Below are 16,668 nucleotides of genomic sequence, written 5' to 3' on the forward strand. Positions count from 1 at the left end.
GAGCCTCTGCTCTGAGTAATTAGAAGTACTTTTCATGCTACCACCTGCTCACATGTTTTATACTCTTTACCGTGATGATATTTAACAAAAATATGACCAAAAATGCAATGATCAATATCACGAGCACCCAGAATCCCGCTGTCGCATAGTCTCCGTCCTGGATGACCATCGCAATTTTCTGTGAGATTGTACTTGTTTTTTTCGGAATATTTCCTGCAAGCATTGAGGTCGCACCGTACTCACCAAGCGCCCTTGCAAAGGTTAAAACTGTTCCGGATGCAATGCCCGGTCCCGCCGCAGGAACCACCACTTTCCAGAAAATTTTGATCTCAGGCATCCCAAGTGTCCGCGCCGCATAAATCAGATTTACATCAATCTGTTCAAACGCAGCTCTGGCATTCCGGTACATGAGTGGAAATGCGATCACGGTTGCCGCTAAAATACAGCCAAGCCAGGTCTGTACCACTTTGAAATGAAACGTATCATAAAGATATGCTCCAAACGGTCTCCTCAGGCTGAACAATAACAGCAGAAAAAAGCCTGCCACCGTCGGTGGCAGCACCATTGGCAGTGTCAGAATTCCATCTGCCACTGCCTTTATGCGCGGTCCTGCTTTTACTACTTTTCGTGCTGCATAGATGCCTAAAAAAAATGAAATAATGGTTGCTACAATTCCGGTTTTAATTGATATCAGAAGCGGGCTCCAGTCGAGTCCACTTAAATATGCTGTCAACTGACTCATAACTGCCTCCTGTTTTCATTTTTACCTTTTATTCAACATCCGTATCAAAGTAGTATTTCTGGAAAATTGTTTTTGCATCATCCGAAACCAGAAAATTGATAAAATCCTCTGCTGCACTCTGCTCTAACTCATCTGCTTCGTTATTTACAATCTGTGCCACCGGATAAATAACATTTCCGGTAAGGTCATACGAAACTTTTTCTAGGATTTCCAAACGGTCTTCAAAACCGTAAGTATCTGAATAATATACGGTTCCGACTTCATTAGAACCTTCTGCAACTGCAGATGTTACAGCTCCTACATTGACACACTCATTGATATCCACACCACCAAGTGCATTCTGGATTTCCGTTGTCGTAATCTGTGAAACATCGTCCACTTTGTCTAACATACCCGCATTTACCATTGCCTGTCTGGTATATTTTCCAACCGGAACAGAACCATCGGCAAGTGCAATGCTTTTTGCATTTCCGATATCGGAAAGTCCGGTTACCGTCGTGCCGCTGCCTTTGTATGTAACGACACAAACCTGATTGTTTACAACGTTATGTCTGGTTCCGTCGATAACCAGTCCGTCCTGATCCTGAAGCTGATCCATCTGTTTTTGTGCTGCGGAGAAAAATACATCACAGGCTGCTCCTTCTTCGATCTGTGTCATCAGGGTTCCTGAACTGTCATAACTTCCCACGATCGATACGTTCGGCTGTGTTTTGTTATACTCTGCGATCAGCTCTTCCATAACCGTATTTAAACTCTTTGCAGCAAATACAGTTACCGTTGTTGCTTCAAATGGCTCTGCTGCTGCAGCTTCGGTTGCATCTGCTGTCTCCACTGCCTCAGTCGCAGCAGCATCTGCACTGACACTTTCTGTCTCAGATGATTTTTCTGCACCTGACTCGACCACCGTATTGGTTTCACCTGCCGCCTGATCCTTGTTGTTTCCACATCCGGCAAACATTGTCATTGCCATAGCTGCAGAAAGTAATACACACACACATTTCTTTTTCATTTGTTTTTCCTCTTTTTTTTTATTTTAAAAAGCTCTAAAAAAGCAGCTTCTTAAATCAGCTCCATATAACTCCTTTTTCTATACCATTTCTTTTAAAAATTAATTTTATGATGATTTTTTCTCGCACGTACTTCGATCAGCTGTGCCGCAATGCTGATCGCGATCTCCGCCGGAGTCTCACTTCCGATCTCAATTCCGATCGGTGCTGTCACACGTGCAAGCTGTTCCCCGGTAAATCCCTCCGCGATCAATTTATCATATACAAATTTTGTTTTTTTCCTGCTTCCCACAACACCGATATATCCGGCAGAAGTTTTCAGTCCAAAACGCTCTGCATCCGTATCGCAGAGATGTCCTCTTGTGACGACCACAATGTAGTCTTCCGGATGAATCGTAAATGTCTCTTCCAGTTTTCCAAAATCGATCAGCCGTATCTCTTCCGCTCCCGGAAACAGTTCCGGTTTTGTAAATTCTTCCCTGTCATCCGAAACAATGCAGCGGAACCCCAGATGTGACAGCACCGGGACAAGTTCCTGTGCTAAATGTCCGCCTCCAAAAATATAAACTTTTCCATCATAGGAGAATTGTTCTGCATAGAAACGCGCTCCATCAATCTCTGTCACCGACTGATGTGCAGATGTCTGAAACTCCGGCAGTATTTTTACCTTTCCTTGCTCTAACGGCATAAGGATCCAGAATGGTTTTCTTTTTTCTTCTGCCGCTTCCATCTGTCCGATCCATACAGCATCTTCCACCGCGTCCACATAGTAAAATAAGACGGTCGCATTTCCACCGCATGCCATTCCAAGTTCTGCTGATTTTTCCTGACCAAGATTATACTCATGCAGATAATTCTTCTTTTCGGCAAGAAGCTTTTGTCCCAGCAAAATTGCCTGATATTCCAGATTACCGCCACCGATCGTTCCGGCTATTCTGCCATCCTCGCCGACTACCATATATGCACCGGCTTTCCTCGGTATGGAACCGCGTCCTGCAACCACAGTGATGAGCATACTATTTTTCTTTTCATTGATTCTTTTCTTAAGAGCTTCCACAATTTCTCTCATAACAATCTCCATTTCTGCGCTCTTTTCATTGATCTGTTCCGGATGTGTTACACTGATTCTATCATAAGTTCATCCCCGACATGTATCATGCCGCCCTCTAAAACAACAGCAAAAACACCTTCATGCGGCATGATACATTCTCCCATCCGCTGATAAATCTGGCAATGTGAATGACATTCTTTACCGATCTGGGTCATTTCAAGAAGGACATCCCCACAGCGGAATCTTGTTCCGACCGGAAGATTTTTAAAATCATATCCATCCACGATCAGATTTTCTCCAAATGCTCCAAACGCTACATCCGCGCCTTTTGCACGAAATTCTTCTATTTTTTCAAAGGACAGCAGACTGACCTGTCTGTGCCATTTTCCTGCATGCGCATCACCCTGAATGCCCCAGTCCCTGATAAACTCAGCCTCAGGCACTTCATGCTTTTCTGTTCCTCTTTCTTTGCTGATGCAAATTCCTTTTATGATTCCCATATATAACTGCTCTGCTTTCTAAATAATTTTCGTCTATTTCTTTCATCCACCAATGCGTACCATCGCTTTATGCTCTGTCATTTCTGAAATCTGTTCAAAACAGTGTTCCATAGGTTTTTCTAAAACTGCCTCTTTCATCACTTTCTGTAAGGTCTGTTCTTTTTGGGGATCCCTGAGGACTGCTCTTAGATCAACACCTTTTTCATAACAGAGGCATAATTTTAAATATCCTTCGGAGGTGAGACGGATACGATTACAGTTCTTACAAAATTTATGATGTATGGCGCTGATAAAGCCGACATCTATATTTAATCCCGGAAAATGGCAGTAAACTGCAGGTCCTGCGCCATAGTTTTTATATGGCAGCTTCACTGTAACTTCCTGCTCTCCGGCTTTTTCAGATTCCACTTTTCGATCCGGTTCCATCGCACAGGCATTTCCATATATGTCCTCGATCTGCCGGAACAATTCTTCATTGGATCTTCCGGTATAAGCTGCACCATATCCGATCGGCATCATCTCAATAAAACGTACCGGTATCTGCCTTTCATCTGCGTAAGCAAGAACGGCTCTCCAGTCCAGATTTTTATAATGAACCGTATTGATCTTTACCGGAATTTCCGCTTCCTGTGCCGCCCTGATTCCTGCTAACACTGCTTTTAATTCATTCCGTCCCGTCAGTCTTTGAAATTCTGTCTCATCTAAAGTATCCAGGCTGACATTTACACTATCAAGTCCTGCTTCTTTCAAAGTCCTTGCATACTCTGCAAGCAGAACCCCATTTGTGGTCATTCCAACCGTATCAATGCCCGATATATTTTTTATTTTTTTGACCAGCTCTACACAGCCACGGCGCACTAACGGCTCTCCACCGGTCAGACGGACATGCCGGATTCCAAGTGACACGGCAGTCTCTGTCACTTTTACAATTTCCTCGTATGTCAGCAGATTCGCCATATCCGTTGTCTCTATATCGCCAGGCATACAATACTTACAGCGCAGATTGCAGCGATCGGTAATCGAAATTCTCATATAATCAATCTCTCTGCCTGTCTGATCTTTCATTCAAATACTTCCTCATGCCTTTCCATAAATCTCATTTCAAAATCTGCTCTGTAGCTTATGCTACTGCTACCATCCTTTTCCAAAGCCGCAATTTGGGTAAATACAGTGTTCACAGTTTAAGCAAAGCCCACCCTCGCCAAGTGCTGCAAGTTCTTCTGCGGCCACTTTGTCATCTGCCATAATGCGCGGCAGCACCAGATCAAAAATCGTACGCTTTGCATACATCACACAGCCCGGCAGTCCAAGGATCGGAATGCTTTCTTTATAATAAGAAAGCAGAAACATTGCTCCCGGTAATACCGGTGCACCGTAAGAAATGATCTCTGCCCCGGTATTTTTGATGGCAAGCGGTGTTTTATCATCCGGGTCCACACTCATGCCCCCGGTACAGATCACAAGATCTGCTCCTGCTTCGATCGCCGCAAGACAGCCGTCCGTAATCTTTTCGTTATCATCATCAAAGGTCTCATGAAAAATGACTTCCGTATCATATTCTGCTAATTTTTCCCGGATGACCGGTGTAAAAGTATCTGCGATCCTTCCGTGATAAACTTCATTTCCCGTCGTGATGATCGCAGCTTTTTTCTTGTGAAATGGCTTTAGTGTAAAAATAGGAGCATCTGCACAAATCTGCCTTGCCCGTTCCATCTTTTCTTTTTTGATCACAAGTGGGATGATCCTTGTTCCAGCAAGTTTGTCTCCCGCTTTTACCGGTGTATTTCCATGGCGGCTGGCGATCATCATTTCCCCGAAACTGTTCACCTTTTTTAATTTTTCTTTATCAACTTTTAACAGTCCGTCGCAATCCGCGATCAGTTCAATTTTACCTTCTTTGACATCCGATGGATGCATGTAGTCATTTCTGCACATCTCATAAAGAATCTGCGCTGCCTCGTTTTCATGGAGAATCGTGTCATCTTTTTCCCAGATGTAAATGTGATCCTTTCCAACACTTAGAAGCACCGGAATATCTTCTTCTGTGATGATATGCCCTTTGCGGAAAACCGCATCTTTTGTAACACCCTTAATGATCTGTGTGATATCGTGGCAGAGTACCTGACCGACTGCATCTTCTGTCTTTATCAGTTTCATGAAGCATATGCTCCTTTCTTTTTATGATAAATTGTCAGTGTCAAAAGCACAGACAACTTCAAGCACACTGCCTGCAATACAGCGTGCTTTATCCGAAATGGTAAAACAGTTCGAAAGTTCGCTTTTGCGCGGATCGATATCTGCAATCTTAAAGCCTTTTGTAACCGGATATCCATCACGGATCAGTCCGCGGATAATACCGGGGATCGTGGCGGTTACCGAATATCTGGCATTTTCATCCTCATTCATGATATACGCAATTTCCTCGCCCTGTTCAACAATATCACCGATCTTATGCACATTATAAAGAATACCCGGTGCGCCTGCATGAATCACACGCTCTGCCGCATAGCCGCCAATATTGCCCGGTATTCCGGTATTGGGAATAGCTGATCCCTCACGGATGATCCGACCGAGATTATGTCCTCGCTTTGTCTCAATAACGATATCCACATCTTCCCCCGCAGTAAATCCGGGACCAAGTCCTACCGTAAGTGCTGCCATATTGCGTGTTGTTCCGAGATTTTTCTTTGCAAGGATTGCATCAACGACCACATCGGGCTTTAATGCTGCAATGGCTGCTCCGTCCGGATCTACCAGTAACGGAACTTTTCCAGCGCCGATCACTTTTTCTGCTTCTGTAGCATCTTGGATCAGAACAGCCTCCATGCCTTCTACCGTGGCACTGCCCTCATAAACAGCCTCACAGATGGCTACCTGACGCCGGATCGCTGCCGGATATTCCGCTTCAAGAACCAGAACCGGAAATCCTGCCGACCAGAGTCTGTGGATGGTTCCGGTGGCAAGATCGCCACCGCCTCTTACTATAATGAATGGTTTCTTCAATATTTCTCATCTGCCTTTCAGACAATTATCATTAAGAAAAAAAGAAAACCAATGTGGGGACTCTACCCACATTGGCTATCTTTCATTCAGCTTACACATTGCTATCTTTTATAAGAATAACCATACTTATAATTTTTGTCAAGTCAATACTGACGTATTTTATAGTGCATCACCACCATGCTCACCAGTTCTGATTCTGACCGCATCTTCTACGTCATAAATAAAAATCTTACCATCGCCAAAGTTTCCTGTCTGAATCTCCTTTACAACCTCGTCCACGATCGCCGGTGCCTGTTCATCCGTTACAACGGTTTCTACTTTAATCTTTGGCAGCAGATTAACAGAAAACTCATACTGTCTGGTCGATCTAAGATTTCCTTTTTGATTACCACATCCCATAATATTTGCGATATTCATACCATTTACCTTTTCATAGGCTTCCGGTCTCATTTTGTCTTTTCCAACAGAATGATACTTTTTTATTTAGATATATATTTCTACACTCTGTTCCATCTCAATTCCTGATTTTTCAATTTCTTTACCGGACACTTCATAATCTCCCGGTTCCATTCTCCACGCCAGTCCACACCCTGCAGAAAGTTCTCTTGGAACCGGGATCAGCCGTCCTTTGATGGAATTCTCATTGCAATATTTTTCCATTGCCATTGCCGCTGATGTGGTATGAAATGTGATGATTCTGTAATTTTTCTTTTCTCTCATGATCTCCATCCCTGCTAACCTTATTTCGTGATGTTGGAGCCAATATCACTATTTAAATTTTGTCCGGAATTATTATAAAATATCTTAATGTAATGAATCATCAGGCAGATTTTCCAATTATCCACACACATAAATTTCCTTTTCAGATTTTGGAAGGATCTCCCCAACTATGGCAGCCGGATGCCCTTCCTTCTTTAGATCTGCTAAAAGTGCCTCTGCCTGCTTTTCTGGCACTGCAATCAGCAGTCCGCCAGAAGTCTGTGGATCAAATAAAACCTCTTCCATTGCAAAAGTGACATTTTCAAATGAAACAGATTCACCCACATGATTCCGGTTTTTCTGACCTGCCGCCGTCAGCAAAAACTCATCTGCATAATCAAGTGCTTCTTTTATCACAGGTACCTGGTCTGCAAAAATACGGCAGGATAACTTCCCATCCATCATTTCATGCAGATGTCCCAAAAAACCAAAGCCTGTCACATCTGTACATGCATGGATCTCATATGGATGACAGATATGGGAAGCATATTTATTCAACATTGTCATAGATGCAACTGCCTGTTCCATTGCAGCATCAGATGCCTCTTTTACACGGTTTGCCGTACAGACAATTCCAACTCCGAGTTTCTTTGTTAAGATCAGTTTGTCACCCGGTTTTCCCTGATTATTCGGATATATCTTGTCCGGATGCACAGTTCCCATGACAGAAAGTCCATACTTCACATCTGTATCGGCAATGGAATGACCGCCTGCAAGAGTTCCTCCCGCCTCAATGACTTTTTCGGAGCCGCCCCGCATGATCTCACCTAAAATATTCAAATCCATACTCTCCGGAAAACATACGATATTTAATGCTGTCTTTACTTCGCCGCCCATCGCATAGATATCACTGAGCGCATTTGCCGCCGCAATTTTTCCAAAGGTGTACGGATCATCCACCATTGGGGGGAAAAAATCAAGGGTCTGTACGATTGCCGTATCATCGGAAATACGATAGACTGCTGCATCATCCTTGCTGTCATATCCGATGAGAAGATTCTCATCTGCCGGGCCTTTCGGCAAACGCTCTAACACTCTGCTTAAAATGCCTGCACCGAGCTTTGCAGTGCATCCGCCACCCTTGCAAAATATGATTTTTTCCTGATTTTGTTCCATATCTGTCTTACACCTCCGTGATCTGTGCGCACTCTGTTTTATGCCTGAAAGGATGAGAGTTATTGACATTTTCTATAAATTAATTTGTGAAATATTTTTCAAACAACGTCTGTGCATCCTTCTTTAACTCCGCATCCATCGCCTGATACTTTTCCATGAAATTCCTTCCCTGTTCTGTCAATGTCATATTGCCGCCGCCTTTTCCACCACTATTTCCGGTCATAAGTGAAAAGCCAAGTTCATTTTCAGCGCGTTTTACAATTCTCCAGCCTTTCGAATATGCCATCTGCATCTGACGGCACGCCTCAGAAAGAGATCCCGTTTTCTCCACAAGTTCCATAATTTGTGCAATGCCAGGTCCGAATATAAGCTCATCTCCATAAATACGCAGCCTCACCTGTTCATGAAGCTTTCTTTTTCCCAAACTCATATCTATCCTCTTTTCTTTGCCGCTTATTATGCAGACTCTTTCCGTCATGCTTCCTCCGCAATCTCCCGCACAGCTCGCACCGCAGCATCCACTTCCTCATCCGTATTAAAATGGGAAAAGCTGAATCTTACTGCCCCCTGCTCTTTTGTTCCAAGCGTCTCATGCATCATAGGCGCACAATGTGCCCCCGCACGGACTGCGATCTCATAATCTTCCCAGAGCCAGTCGCTTACACTGCCGGAATCTAAATCCCTGATATTTAATGAGACAACTGCCACTCTGTTTTCCGTTGTAAAATCTCCATAAATGTTTACACCGGAAATATCTTTTACGCCATTATAAAACCGATCTGCCAGAGCCATCTCACGTTTATAGATCATACCAATGCCCATTTTTTGCAGATAACCCAAAGCAGCGTACAATCCGGCAATCCCATGTCCGTTTAATGTCCCAGCTTCAAGCGCGGTCGGCATTTCTTCCGGCTGCGCTTTACTGTAACTTTTGACTCCGGTTCCTCCCGCTAAAAGCGGTCGGATATCCACACCTTTCCGCACATAAATTCCTCCGGTTCCCTGCGGGCCAAGTAATCCTTTATGACCGGTAAAACAGAGTACATCGATATTCTGTTTCTGCACATCGATTGGAAGTACTCCGGCGGTCTGAGCAGCATCCACAATTAACAGAAGATGATGTTTTTCTGTAAAAGCAGCGATATGTTCTAAATCTGTCACATTTCCTGTCAGATTTGACGCATGTGTGATCACAACTGCTTTCGTATCCGACTGATATGCATGTTCCAGCTCATCATACAAAATCCGTCCCTTAAAATCTGCCGGAAGATATGTGACCTTCACGCCCCGCTGCTCCATCAGATACAATGGACGCAGGACAGAGTTATGTTCACATACCGATGTGATCACGTGATCTCCCGGTTCAAATAAACCCTGAATCGCAATATTTAACGCTTCTGTCACATTACAGGTAAATGCAATACGTGATGCATCTTCCGCGTGAAATAATTCTGCAAGCCGCTCTCTGGTTCCATAAATGATCCTGGATGCATCAAGTGTTGCCGCGTGTGCTCCTCTTCCTGCATTTCCAAGTGTATGAAATGCCTCCGTGACGGCTTGTTCTACCTCCGGTGGTTTTGGAAATGTAGTTGCCGCATTATCTAAATAAATCATGGTTTTACAATATTTCCTGCCTGTGTCATTTTCTCAGCAATCACATACATATTTGTTACACTTCCCACCTGAAGTTTATCCGTAAGTCCATAGTGATTAAGGCATGTACCACAGGTTAAAATCTCCACGCCCTGTGCCTCTAATGATTTCAGATCCTCAAGTGTCGGTGATTCCTCACAGGTCAGTTTTGCACCTCCGTTATAAAAAAGCATGGTTTTCGGTAATACATCCTGCTCTGTCAGCGCATAAATAAAGCCCTTGATCAGAACTTTTCCAAGCTCATTATCGCCCTCACCCATATGATCTGCAGAGATCACAACAACCGTGTTGCCATGGATTGCATTCGGAGCACAGGTTTCTTTTTCTGTGTCTGTTACGGACATTTCATCACTCTGGTCCGCTGCTCCATCTCCAATCTCCATCGTCACTTTATACTGTCCCTCTGCGATTTTCTCGGACTTCACTCCATAGCCTTTCTGTTTTGCCATCTTCGTCAGATTCTGAACCGCGATCTCGTTATCCACCAGTGTCTCCACAACACCAGAACCTTTAAGCTCTTTGATTGCATTTTTTGTTTTTACTACCGGAATCGGGCAGGTATCGCCCATTGCATTTACTGTAATCATCTTTTTTCCAGCCTTTCTGCTAAATTTTTCATTATTCTTATAAAGATTCCATATACCATAGGCAACTCTTAACTTCCTGCTACATCAATTTTGAACTGCCTTATAATACGGGAAACCATATGAATCAGAAAAGGGCATTACGGAATCTCTCCAGTAACACCCTCGTTATTCTTTTATAAGTATAACACTATTTTCTCAGCTTGAAAATAGTATTTTAAAAATATCTCTCAAATTTTAACCGGCAGACATACCTCATTCAGCACCACACAGCTATCCTCTCCGCGCACATTCCCCATCTCTCCCCAACAAAATATCCATCCCATGTTCCAGCGAATCTAAGATATAAGTCAGGCTTTCCTCGACCGCTTTTGGACTGCCCGGCAGATTTACGATCAGGGACTGCCCCCGGATCGCACTTGCACCACGGCTTAACATGGCACGCTTCGTAATTGTCATGCTGTAAGCCCGGATTGCCTCCGCAATTCCCGGTGCATTCCGGTCACAAACGGCAAGCGTTGCCTCCGGTGTCACATCCCGCAGGGAAAATCCTGTTCCACCTGTCGTTAAGATCAGACTGCATTTACATTCATCCGCAAGCCTTATCATTTCCTGTTCCAGCTCTTTTTGCTCGTCCGGCAGCACCCGATAGGATATAATTTCGTATTTTTCAGACGGCAGTATTTCTCTGATCCGTTTTCCACTGATATCCTCACGCTCTCCCTTTGAACCTTTGTCGCTTGCTGTTATGATTCCGACTGTGTACTTATTATTCATCTTACTCTCCATTTCTATGCTGATTTGTTTCAATAATATCCATGCTTGTTGATAACTGTTAATAATTCCATGAACCTGCCCGCCAAATGCTGGTTTGGGTGTGAGTTGAGTTCCCCGGTGAAGGGTGGTTCCGGGGTTTTTGATTGGCAAATTGCATCAAGCCGGGACTGTTTTGTTCCGTTGTCCGAAAATAAGAAAGTCTAAGTATGCCTGATTTATATTGTGGTGGAGTGACGTGTGCGTCTTAAATGTGCCATCCGGGCACATTAAGACTTGTGCTGCCGTCCGTGGCAGCACAACACTGTATTTCGGGCAGGCATACTAAGACTTTCTAATTTTCTCCCAAAGTCACAAAACGAATCCCGGTTTGATGCGATTTGCCAGCCGTAAGGCTGTGAACCACCCTTCGCCGGGGAACTCATTTTACAACCTTGGGAGTGCGTAAATTTTTAGTGTTTTGTGTCTTTATTGCCATACACATTTGAAAAAATATTCTGTGTTATTTGGTCTGGCAATTTGCCAAGTAATCCGTATTATGCAATGCAGCAGATAAAAATTCTAGCAATTCCTTAGGATGAATATTAATGATACAGCACATTAGCATTTTAAGCATATTTTCATTCAAGCGAATATCAAAAATTCGCACCTACGCCCCCAGTTTTGAGATGAACCGCCCACCCAAATGGTGTTCATAACCTGACGGCTGGCATCTTGCGCAAAGTCGGAGCTGATTTTGTGACTTTGGGAGAAAATTAGAAAATCTTAGTGTGCCTGTAGATACACAGTGATGTTCTGCCACGGATGGCAGAACAAGGCAGCATCGAGTCATGGATGACTCGTTGTTGCCGGTCACGTCACTCCGAGAAAACCTAAATCAGGCATACCTAGACTTTTCTTATTTTCGTACAACGGAACAAAAATTACTTCGGCTTTGCGCAAGATGCCATTCACAAGCCTATGAAACACCATTTGGACGGGCGATTTATTTCATAAACAAACCATCATTTGGCGGGCACCAATCTTATTTTTCACAGACATAATGTCCACTCTTGCCACCATCCTTTTCCAGCAAATGAATGTCGGTGATCCGCATCCCACGGTCCATCGCCTTGCACATATCGTAAATGGTCAGAAGTGTCACACTCACCCCTGTCATCGCCTCCATCTCAACACCTGTCTTTCCGATACAGGAGGTCTTACAGATTGCCTCAATAGCACTTTCCTCATCATGCATCTTAAAGCTGACTTCACAGTCTGTCAGTGCAATGATATGACATAGGGGGATCAGTTCCGAATTTTTCTTTGCTGCCATGATTCCTGCAATGCGCGCCACCCCAAGAACATCTCCTTTTTTTGCGGTATGTCCCTTGATTGCCGCATACACCTCCTCATTGACATATATCTTTCCGGCTGCCACTGCCACACGGTAGGTATCATCCTTGGCATGAACATCCACCATGATCGCATTTCCTTCCTTATTAAAATGAGTAAACTCTCCCATATGTGGCTCTCCTTTCCCGACGCAACATTTTCCTGATATGCCTGTGCAGACAGCACTTTATAATATCTGGGGCTTATCTGATTACCTTCTTTCCTTATTATATAGGAGATTTGCACACTTGCAATCCCAATTTTCTTCCTGTTTTTACCTGTTTTGGACATATTTTGTTCATTTTTTATTCATATTCAATAGAAAAACACAGATTGTTCATTCTTTTTTATTCATCTTTCCGATTGATTTTTTACCTGAGAAGCGATATATTCTCTTAGTGTCAAAAATAATATTTTTACACAGGGTTTACGTACCTTTTACAAAATACCAAAAACAACAGCATTTCCATTTAAAGATAGACAGTTTGATATTATACGAAACTTTGGGAGGTCACCATGAAAGAAAAATTACATCTTTGTCTTGATAAGATTTCTCTTATCCGTTCAAAATTACCAAAGAAAAAGCCACACGGCGAAAAATATTATAAAATGATAGCATTTTTAAACAAGTACTCATTAGTATTTCATTTTATCTTAGCATGCATGCTGACATTTGCGATCGAAGTGATTTCAAGAAGAGATTTTCTTTCAACCATCTCTTTCTTACATAATCACACACTTGCATACCTTTACAATGCATTTATCGTATTTGCATCGCTCTCGATCGTATACCTGTTCCGGTGCAGGGCGCAGCTACGTGTACTGATCAGTGGTTTATGGCTGTTTCTTGGTACAATCAACGGTCTGATCCTTTCAAACCGTGTCACACCTTTCAGCTACACCGATCTAAAATGTATCTCTGACCTGTTCGCAATGCAGAATACAAACTATTTTACCGCAGAAGAGGCAACTCTTGTAGTCGGTGTTGTTGTTGCATTTTTTGTATTTTTAGGTTTCTTTTTTGCAAAAGGGCCAAAATATCAGGGAAAACGTCATTTTGTATTAGGACCAGTTGCGATTGCTGCCTTACTTTTAGTAGGACTTCCGATCACAACACAGGCTGCACAGGGTTCTAACATCCTTGCTTCCTATTTTTCCAACATTGCCCAGGGTTATGCTGATTATGGTTTTGTATACGGTTTCTCCACCAGCGTGGTTGGCCGTGGTATGAGCAAACCGGATGATTATTCTGAGGAAACTGTCGACGCGATTGAAACTCTGGTCAATTCTTCCAAGGAACAGACAACAGTTTCAAAAGACAGCGAACCAAATATCATTTGTGTCCTGTTAGAGTCATTTACAGATCCTTACGAAGTAAACTTTTTAAATATGTCCGAAGATCCGATTCCGAATTTCCATAATTTAGAGAGTAACTACTCGACCGGATATCTTACCGTTCCGGTTGTCGGCGCAGGTACCGCAAACACAGAGTTTGAAGTTTTAACCGGCATGAGCATGCAGTATTTCGGAACCGGTGAATATCCTTACAAAACCATTTTAAAACAGACAGACTGCGAAAGTATTGCATCTGACTTATCAAAGATCGGTTACGGAACACATGTAGTTCACAATAATACAGCTACTTTTTACAGCAGAAACAATGCTTTCTCCATGATGGGATTTGACACATTTACCAGTAAAGAGCTGATGAACATCACACAGTACACACCAAACGGCAACTGGCCAACGGATGATGTACTGGTTCAGGAAACTGTAAAAGCCTTGGATTCCACAAAAGATCAGTCCGATTTTGTATATACGATCACCGTAGAAGGCCACGGTGATTACCCGACCGAAAAGATTTTAACTGATCCGGCAATCAAAGTTACCGGCGCAGCAACAGAAGAATCAAACAATCAGTGGGAATATTACGTAAATATGATCCATGAGGTAGATGATTTCATCGGCGATCTGATCTCCGCTGTTGACCGTCGTGGTGAGGATACCATCGTCGTAATGTTCGGCGATCATCTTCCGACCATGGGACTTTCTGATTCTGATATGAAATCCGGTGATATTTTCAAGACAAAATATATCACCTGGAATAATATGGGACTTCCGAAAGAAGATGCTGATCTGACCGCTTACCAGCTTCTTTCCCAGATCACAGATCAGGCAGGTATCCACGAAGGAACCATGTTTAATTACCATCAGACACAGCGCAATTCCGAGACATACTTAAATGGTCTTGAGAATCTGCAGTATGATTTACTTTACGGCAAAAGATATACTTACAGCGGCGAGGATCCCTATCCTGCTACTGACCTTCAGATGGATGTGGAGGATGTTACGATTTCCAATCTCCGCAAAAATTCTGACCGCAATATTTTTGCTGTGTACGGTTCAAGATTTACCAAGAATACAAAGATCTTTGTAAATGGCGAGAAAGTTCCTACCAACTACATTTCTTCTGCACTTGTTACAACCAGTCTCGATAACGTAAAAGATGGAGATACGATCAGCGTAAATATTCTCGGTTCAAAGGGGATCCTTCTTCGTACCGGAGTTGATGAGGTTGTTTATGAAGATCCAGATGTGATCCATGAGACAGAGACGGAAAATCCGACCGAGACAACTGAAGTACCAGTCCCTGCATCCACATGGAATCTGAACATGCCTTCTTCGGAAAAGACAGATATGAAATCTTCTGAAAGCACGGAAGTGAAATCTTCCGAAGATACGGAGGTGAAATCTTCCGAAAATACGGAGGTAAAATCGTCTGAGAGTACTGAAGTGAAATCGTCTGAGAACACTGAGGTAAAATCCTCTGAAAGTACAGAAGTGAAATCCTCTGAAAGCACGGAAGTGAAATCTTCCGAAAATATCTCTGACACACTTGGCAGATAGCTTTATTAAAAAATCAAAATAACAGACAAGTCCGATATGTGGCAAGATGCTGCTATTGGGCTTGTTTTTTTGCAAAATAATTTTGATTACATTATGTCCTGTGTTAAAATGGAATCAATAAATCGTTGTTTGTAAAGAAGTATAGTGCATTATGTAATATGAGGAGGTGTGTGTATGGTAGCAGATGAGAAGATAAAAAATTCTAATGAACTTGAATTTGCTATATTCTGCATTGAAAATGTTGCGGCAAAGTTAGGGGTGGATGCGGAACGCGTTTATCAGGCATTTACCGAAAAGAGCGATATTCTTAACGGTTATATTGTGCCAGAATATGAAATTTTGCATACGCAGAGCCGGGAATATATTGTAGATGACCTCCTTGATGTGATGGGAGAAAAGGGGGTGGAAGTATGATTCTTTACCATGGTTCTTTTTTAGGAATCGCACAGCCTGATTTGATTCATTCCCGTCATAACGTAGACTTTGGGAGAGGCTTTTATGTCACGCCGTTGTATGAACAGGCTGTAAAATGGTGTGGAAAATTCAAACGCCGAGGAAAAGACGGTATTATTTCAAAATATGAATATGATGAGAGCCGAGAATCTGAACTGAAAGTTTTGAAATTTGACTCCTATTCCGAGGAATGGCTTGATTTTATTCTGAATTGTCGTAGCGGAAAAGATATGACAGATTATGACCTTGTGCTTGGTGGTGTTGCTAATGATAAGGTATTTAATACTGTGGAATTGTTTTTTGACGGATTGATTGATAAAGCAGAGGCTATCAATCGGTTGAGATATGAAAAGCCGAATCTGCAAAGTTGTTTTCGCACAGAAAAAGCACTATCTTTGCTACATTTTGAAGGGAGTGAAAGAGTATGAAGGCAAATCCGATTTTACTTCAGAAAAAATATAGTCGTGTCATCGAGCGTTTTTCAAAACAGCAGGGTCTTTCATTAGATGAGGCATTGGCCTTTTTCTACAATTCTGAGGTTTATCAGCTGATGCGGGACGGCGTATCGGATATGCACTGCATGAGTGATGCATATTTAGCGGATGAATTAGAACAGGAATATAACAAATAAGCTTTCGGAATCTTGAGCTTCCTGATCAAATCCATCGGTCGGATGGACTTTGAACCTAAAGCGGAATAGCGTTTTACTGCTGAAATAAGGGACATAGAACCGAGGAGGAGTATT

At 42.8% G+C, this 16,668-nt stretch carries 19 protein-coding genes; 4 read left to right on the plus strand and 15 right to left on the minus strand.

Annotated features, from left to right (window positions below):
* Positions 1 to 37: 37 nt before the first annotated feature.
* The 15 genes from modB to moaC form a co-directional block, all read right to left on the minus strand.
* Positions 38 to 742: a molybdate ABC transporter permease subunit gene (gene modB / locus H8S51_RS17125; RefSeq protein WP_117920661.1), complete on the minus strand. Its 705-nt coding sequence runs from the start codon at positions 740 to 742 to the stop codon at positions 38 to 40.
* A 28-nt stretch (positions 743 to 770) separates the two neighbouring features.
* Entirely contained in the window at positions 771 to 1,751 is a 981-nt protein-coding gene (gene modA, locus H8S51_RS17130; protein WP_186899215.1) for a molybdate ABC transporter substrate-binding protein, read from the minus strand.
* 92 nt (positions 1,752 to 1,843) lie between these two features.
* On the minus strand, positions 1,844 to 2,818 hold the full coding sequence (locus tag H8S51_RS17135; RefSeq protein ID WP_186899216.1) for an XdhC family protein: 975 nt from the start codon (positions 2,816 to 2,818) through the stop codon (positions 1,844 to 1,846).
* Between the two features lie 47 nt (positions 2,819 to 2,865).
* Positions 2,866 to 3,300 (minus strand): MOSC domain-containing protein, encoded by a 435-nt coding sequence (locus H8S51_RS17140; protein ID WP_186899217.1) that lies wholly within the window; start codon positions 3,298 to 3,300, stop codon positions 2,866 to 2,868.
* 42 nt (positions 3,301 to 3,342) lie between these two features.
* Positions 3,343 to 4,365 (minus strand): GTP 3',8-cyclase MoaA, encoded by a 1,023-nt coding sequence (gene moaA / locus H8S51_RS17145; protein ID WP_186899218.1) that lies wholly within the window; start codon positions 4,363 to 4,365, stop codon positions 3,343 to 3,345.
* Positions 4,366 to 4,431: 66 nt separating this feature from the next.
* Entirely contained in the window at positions 4,432 to 5,457 is a 1,026-nt protein-coding gene (locus tag H8S51_RS17150) for a molybdopterin-binding protein (protein WP_186899219.1), read from the minus strand.
* Positions 5,458 to 5,478: 21 nt separating this feature from the next.
* Positions 5,479 to 6,306 (minus strand): selenium-dependent molybdenum cofactor biosynthesis protein YqeB, encoded by an 828-nt coding sequence (gene yqeB, locus H8S51_RS17155; RefSeq protein ID WP_186899286.1) that lies wholly within the window; start codon positions 6,304 to 6,306, stop codon positions 5,479 to 5,481.
* A gap of 156 nt (positions 6,307 to 6,462) precedes the next feature.
* Positions 6,463 to 6,753 carry a P-II family nitrogen regulator gene (locus tag H8S51_RS17160; RefSeq protein ID WP_186899220.1) on the minus strand — a complete coding sequence of 97 codons (291 nt, stop codon included), beginning with the start codon at positions 6,751 to 6,753 and terminating at the stop codon, positions 6,463 to 6,465.
* 33 nt (positions 6,754 to 6,786) lie between these two features.
* Entirely contained in the window at positions 6,787 to 7,023 is a 237-nt protein-coding gene (locus tag H8S51_RS17165) for a DUF3343 domain-containing protein (protein ID WP_118210727.1), read from the minus strand.
* Positions 7,024 to 7,140: 117 nt separating this feature from the next.
* Positions 7,141 to 8,178 carry a selenide, water dikinase SelD gene (selD, locus tag H8S51_RS17170; protein ID WP_117920669.1) on the minus strand — a complete coding sequence of 346 codons (1,038 nt, stop codon included), beginning with the start codon at positions 8,176 to 8,178 and terminating at the stop codon, positions 7,141 to 7,143.
* 79 nt (positions 8,179 to 8,257) lie between these two features.
* Positions 8,258 to 8,608, minus strand: a complete 351-nt coding sequence (locus H8S51_RS17175; protein ID WP_186899221.1) for a winged helix-turn-helix domain-containing protein — start codon at positions 8,606 to 8,608, stop codon at positions 8,258 to 8,260.
* A 44-nt stretch (positions 8,609 to 8,652) separates the two neighbouring features.
* Entirely contained in the window at positions 8,653 to 9,792 is a 1,140-nt protein-coding gene (locus H8S51_RS17180; protein WP_186899222.1) for an aminotransferase class V-fold PLP-dependent enzyme, read from the minus strand.
* On the minus strand, positions 9,789 to 10,418 hold the full coding sequence (yedF, locus tag H8S51_RS17185; RefSeq protein ID WP_118210721.1) for a sulfurtransferase-like selenium metabolism protein YedF: 630 nt from the start codon (positions 10,416 to 10,418) through the stop codon (positions 9,789 to 9,791). The genes H8S51_RS17180 and yedF overlap by 4 nt, the downstream gene beginning before the upstream one ends.
* Positions 10,419 to 10,688: 270 nt before the next feature.
* Complete coding sequence (locus H8S51_RS17190; RefSeq protein ID WP_118210722.1) at positions 10,689 to 11,192, minus strand: MogA/MoaB family molybdenum cofactor biosynthesis protein; 504 nt, start codon at positions 11,190 to 11,192, stop codon at positions 10,689 to 10,691.
* A 1,021-nt stretch (positions 11,193 to 12,213) separates the two neighbouring features.
* Complete coding sequence (moaC, locus tag H8S51_RS17195) at positions 12,214 to 12,693, minus strand: cyclic pyranopterin monophosphate synthase MoaC (protein WP_118210534.1); 480 nt, start codon at positions 12,691 to 12,693, stop codon at positions 12,214 to 12,216.
* Positions 12,694 to 13,079: 386 nt separating this feature from the next.
* On the opposite strand from moaC, the gene H8S51_RS17200 reads away from it, so the two are divergent.
* The 4 genes from H8S51_RS17200 to H8S51_RS17215 all read left to right on the plus strand — a co-directional run bounded on the left by H8S51_RS17200 (position 13,080) and on the right by H8S51_RS17215 (position 16,554).
* Positions 13,080 to 15,470, plus strand: coding sequence for an LTA synthase family protein (locus H8S51_RS17200; RefSeq protein WP_186899223.1), 2,391 nt, complete (start codon positions 13,080 to 13,082; stop codon positions 15,468 to 15,470).
* A 174-nt stretch (positions 15,471 to 15,644) separates the two neighbouring features.
* Positions 15,645 to 15,884, plus strand: a complete 240-nt coding sequence (locus H8S51_RS17205; RefSeq protein ID WP_186899224.1) for a DUF3791 domain-containing protein — start codon at positions 15,645 to 15,647, stop codon at positions 15,882 to 15,884.
* Positions 15,881 to 16,351 carry a DUF3990 domain-containing protein gene (locus tag H8S51_RS17210; protein WP_186899225.1) on the plus strand — a complete coding sequence of 157 codons (471 nt, stop codon included), beginning with the start codon at positions 15,881 to 15,883 and terminating at the stop codon, positions 16,349 to 16,351. Before H8S51_RS17205 ends, H8S51_RS17210 begins: the two co-directional genes overlap by 4 nt.
* Entirely contained in the window at positions 16,348 to 16,554 is a 207-nt protein-coding gene (locus H8S51_RS17215) for a DUF3791 domain-containing protein (protein ID WP_186899226.1), read from the plus strand. The genes H8S51_RS17210 and H8S51_RS17215 overlap by 4 nt, the downstream gene beginning before the upstream one ends.
* Positions 16,555 to 16,668: the final 114 nt, after the last annotated feature.

Source organism: Roseburia rectibacter (assembly GCF_014287515.2).
Classification (GTDB): domain Bacteria; phylum Bacillota; class Clostridia; order Lachnospirales; family Lachnospiraceae; genus Roseburia; species Roseburia rectibacter.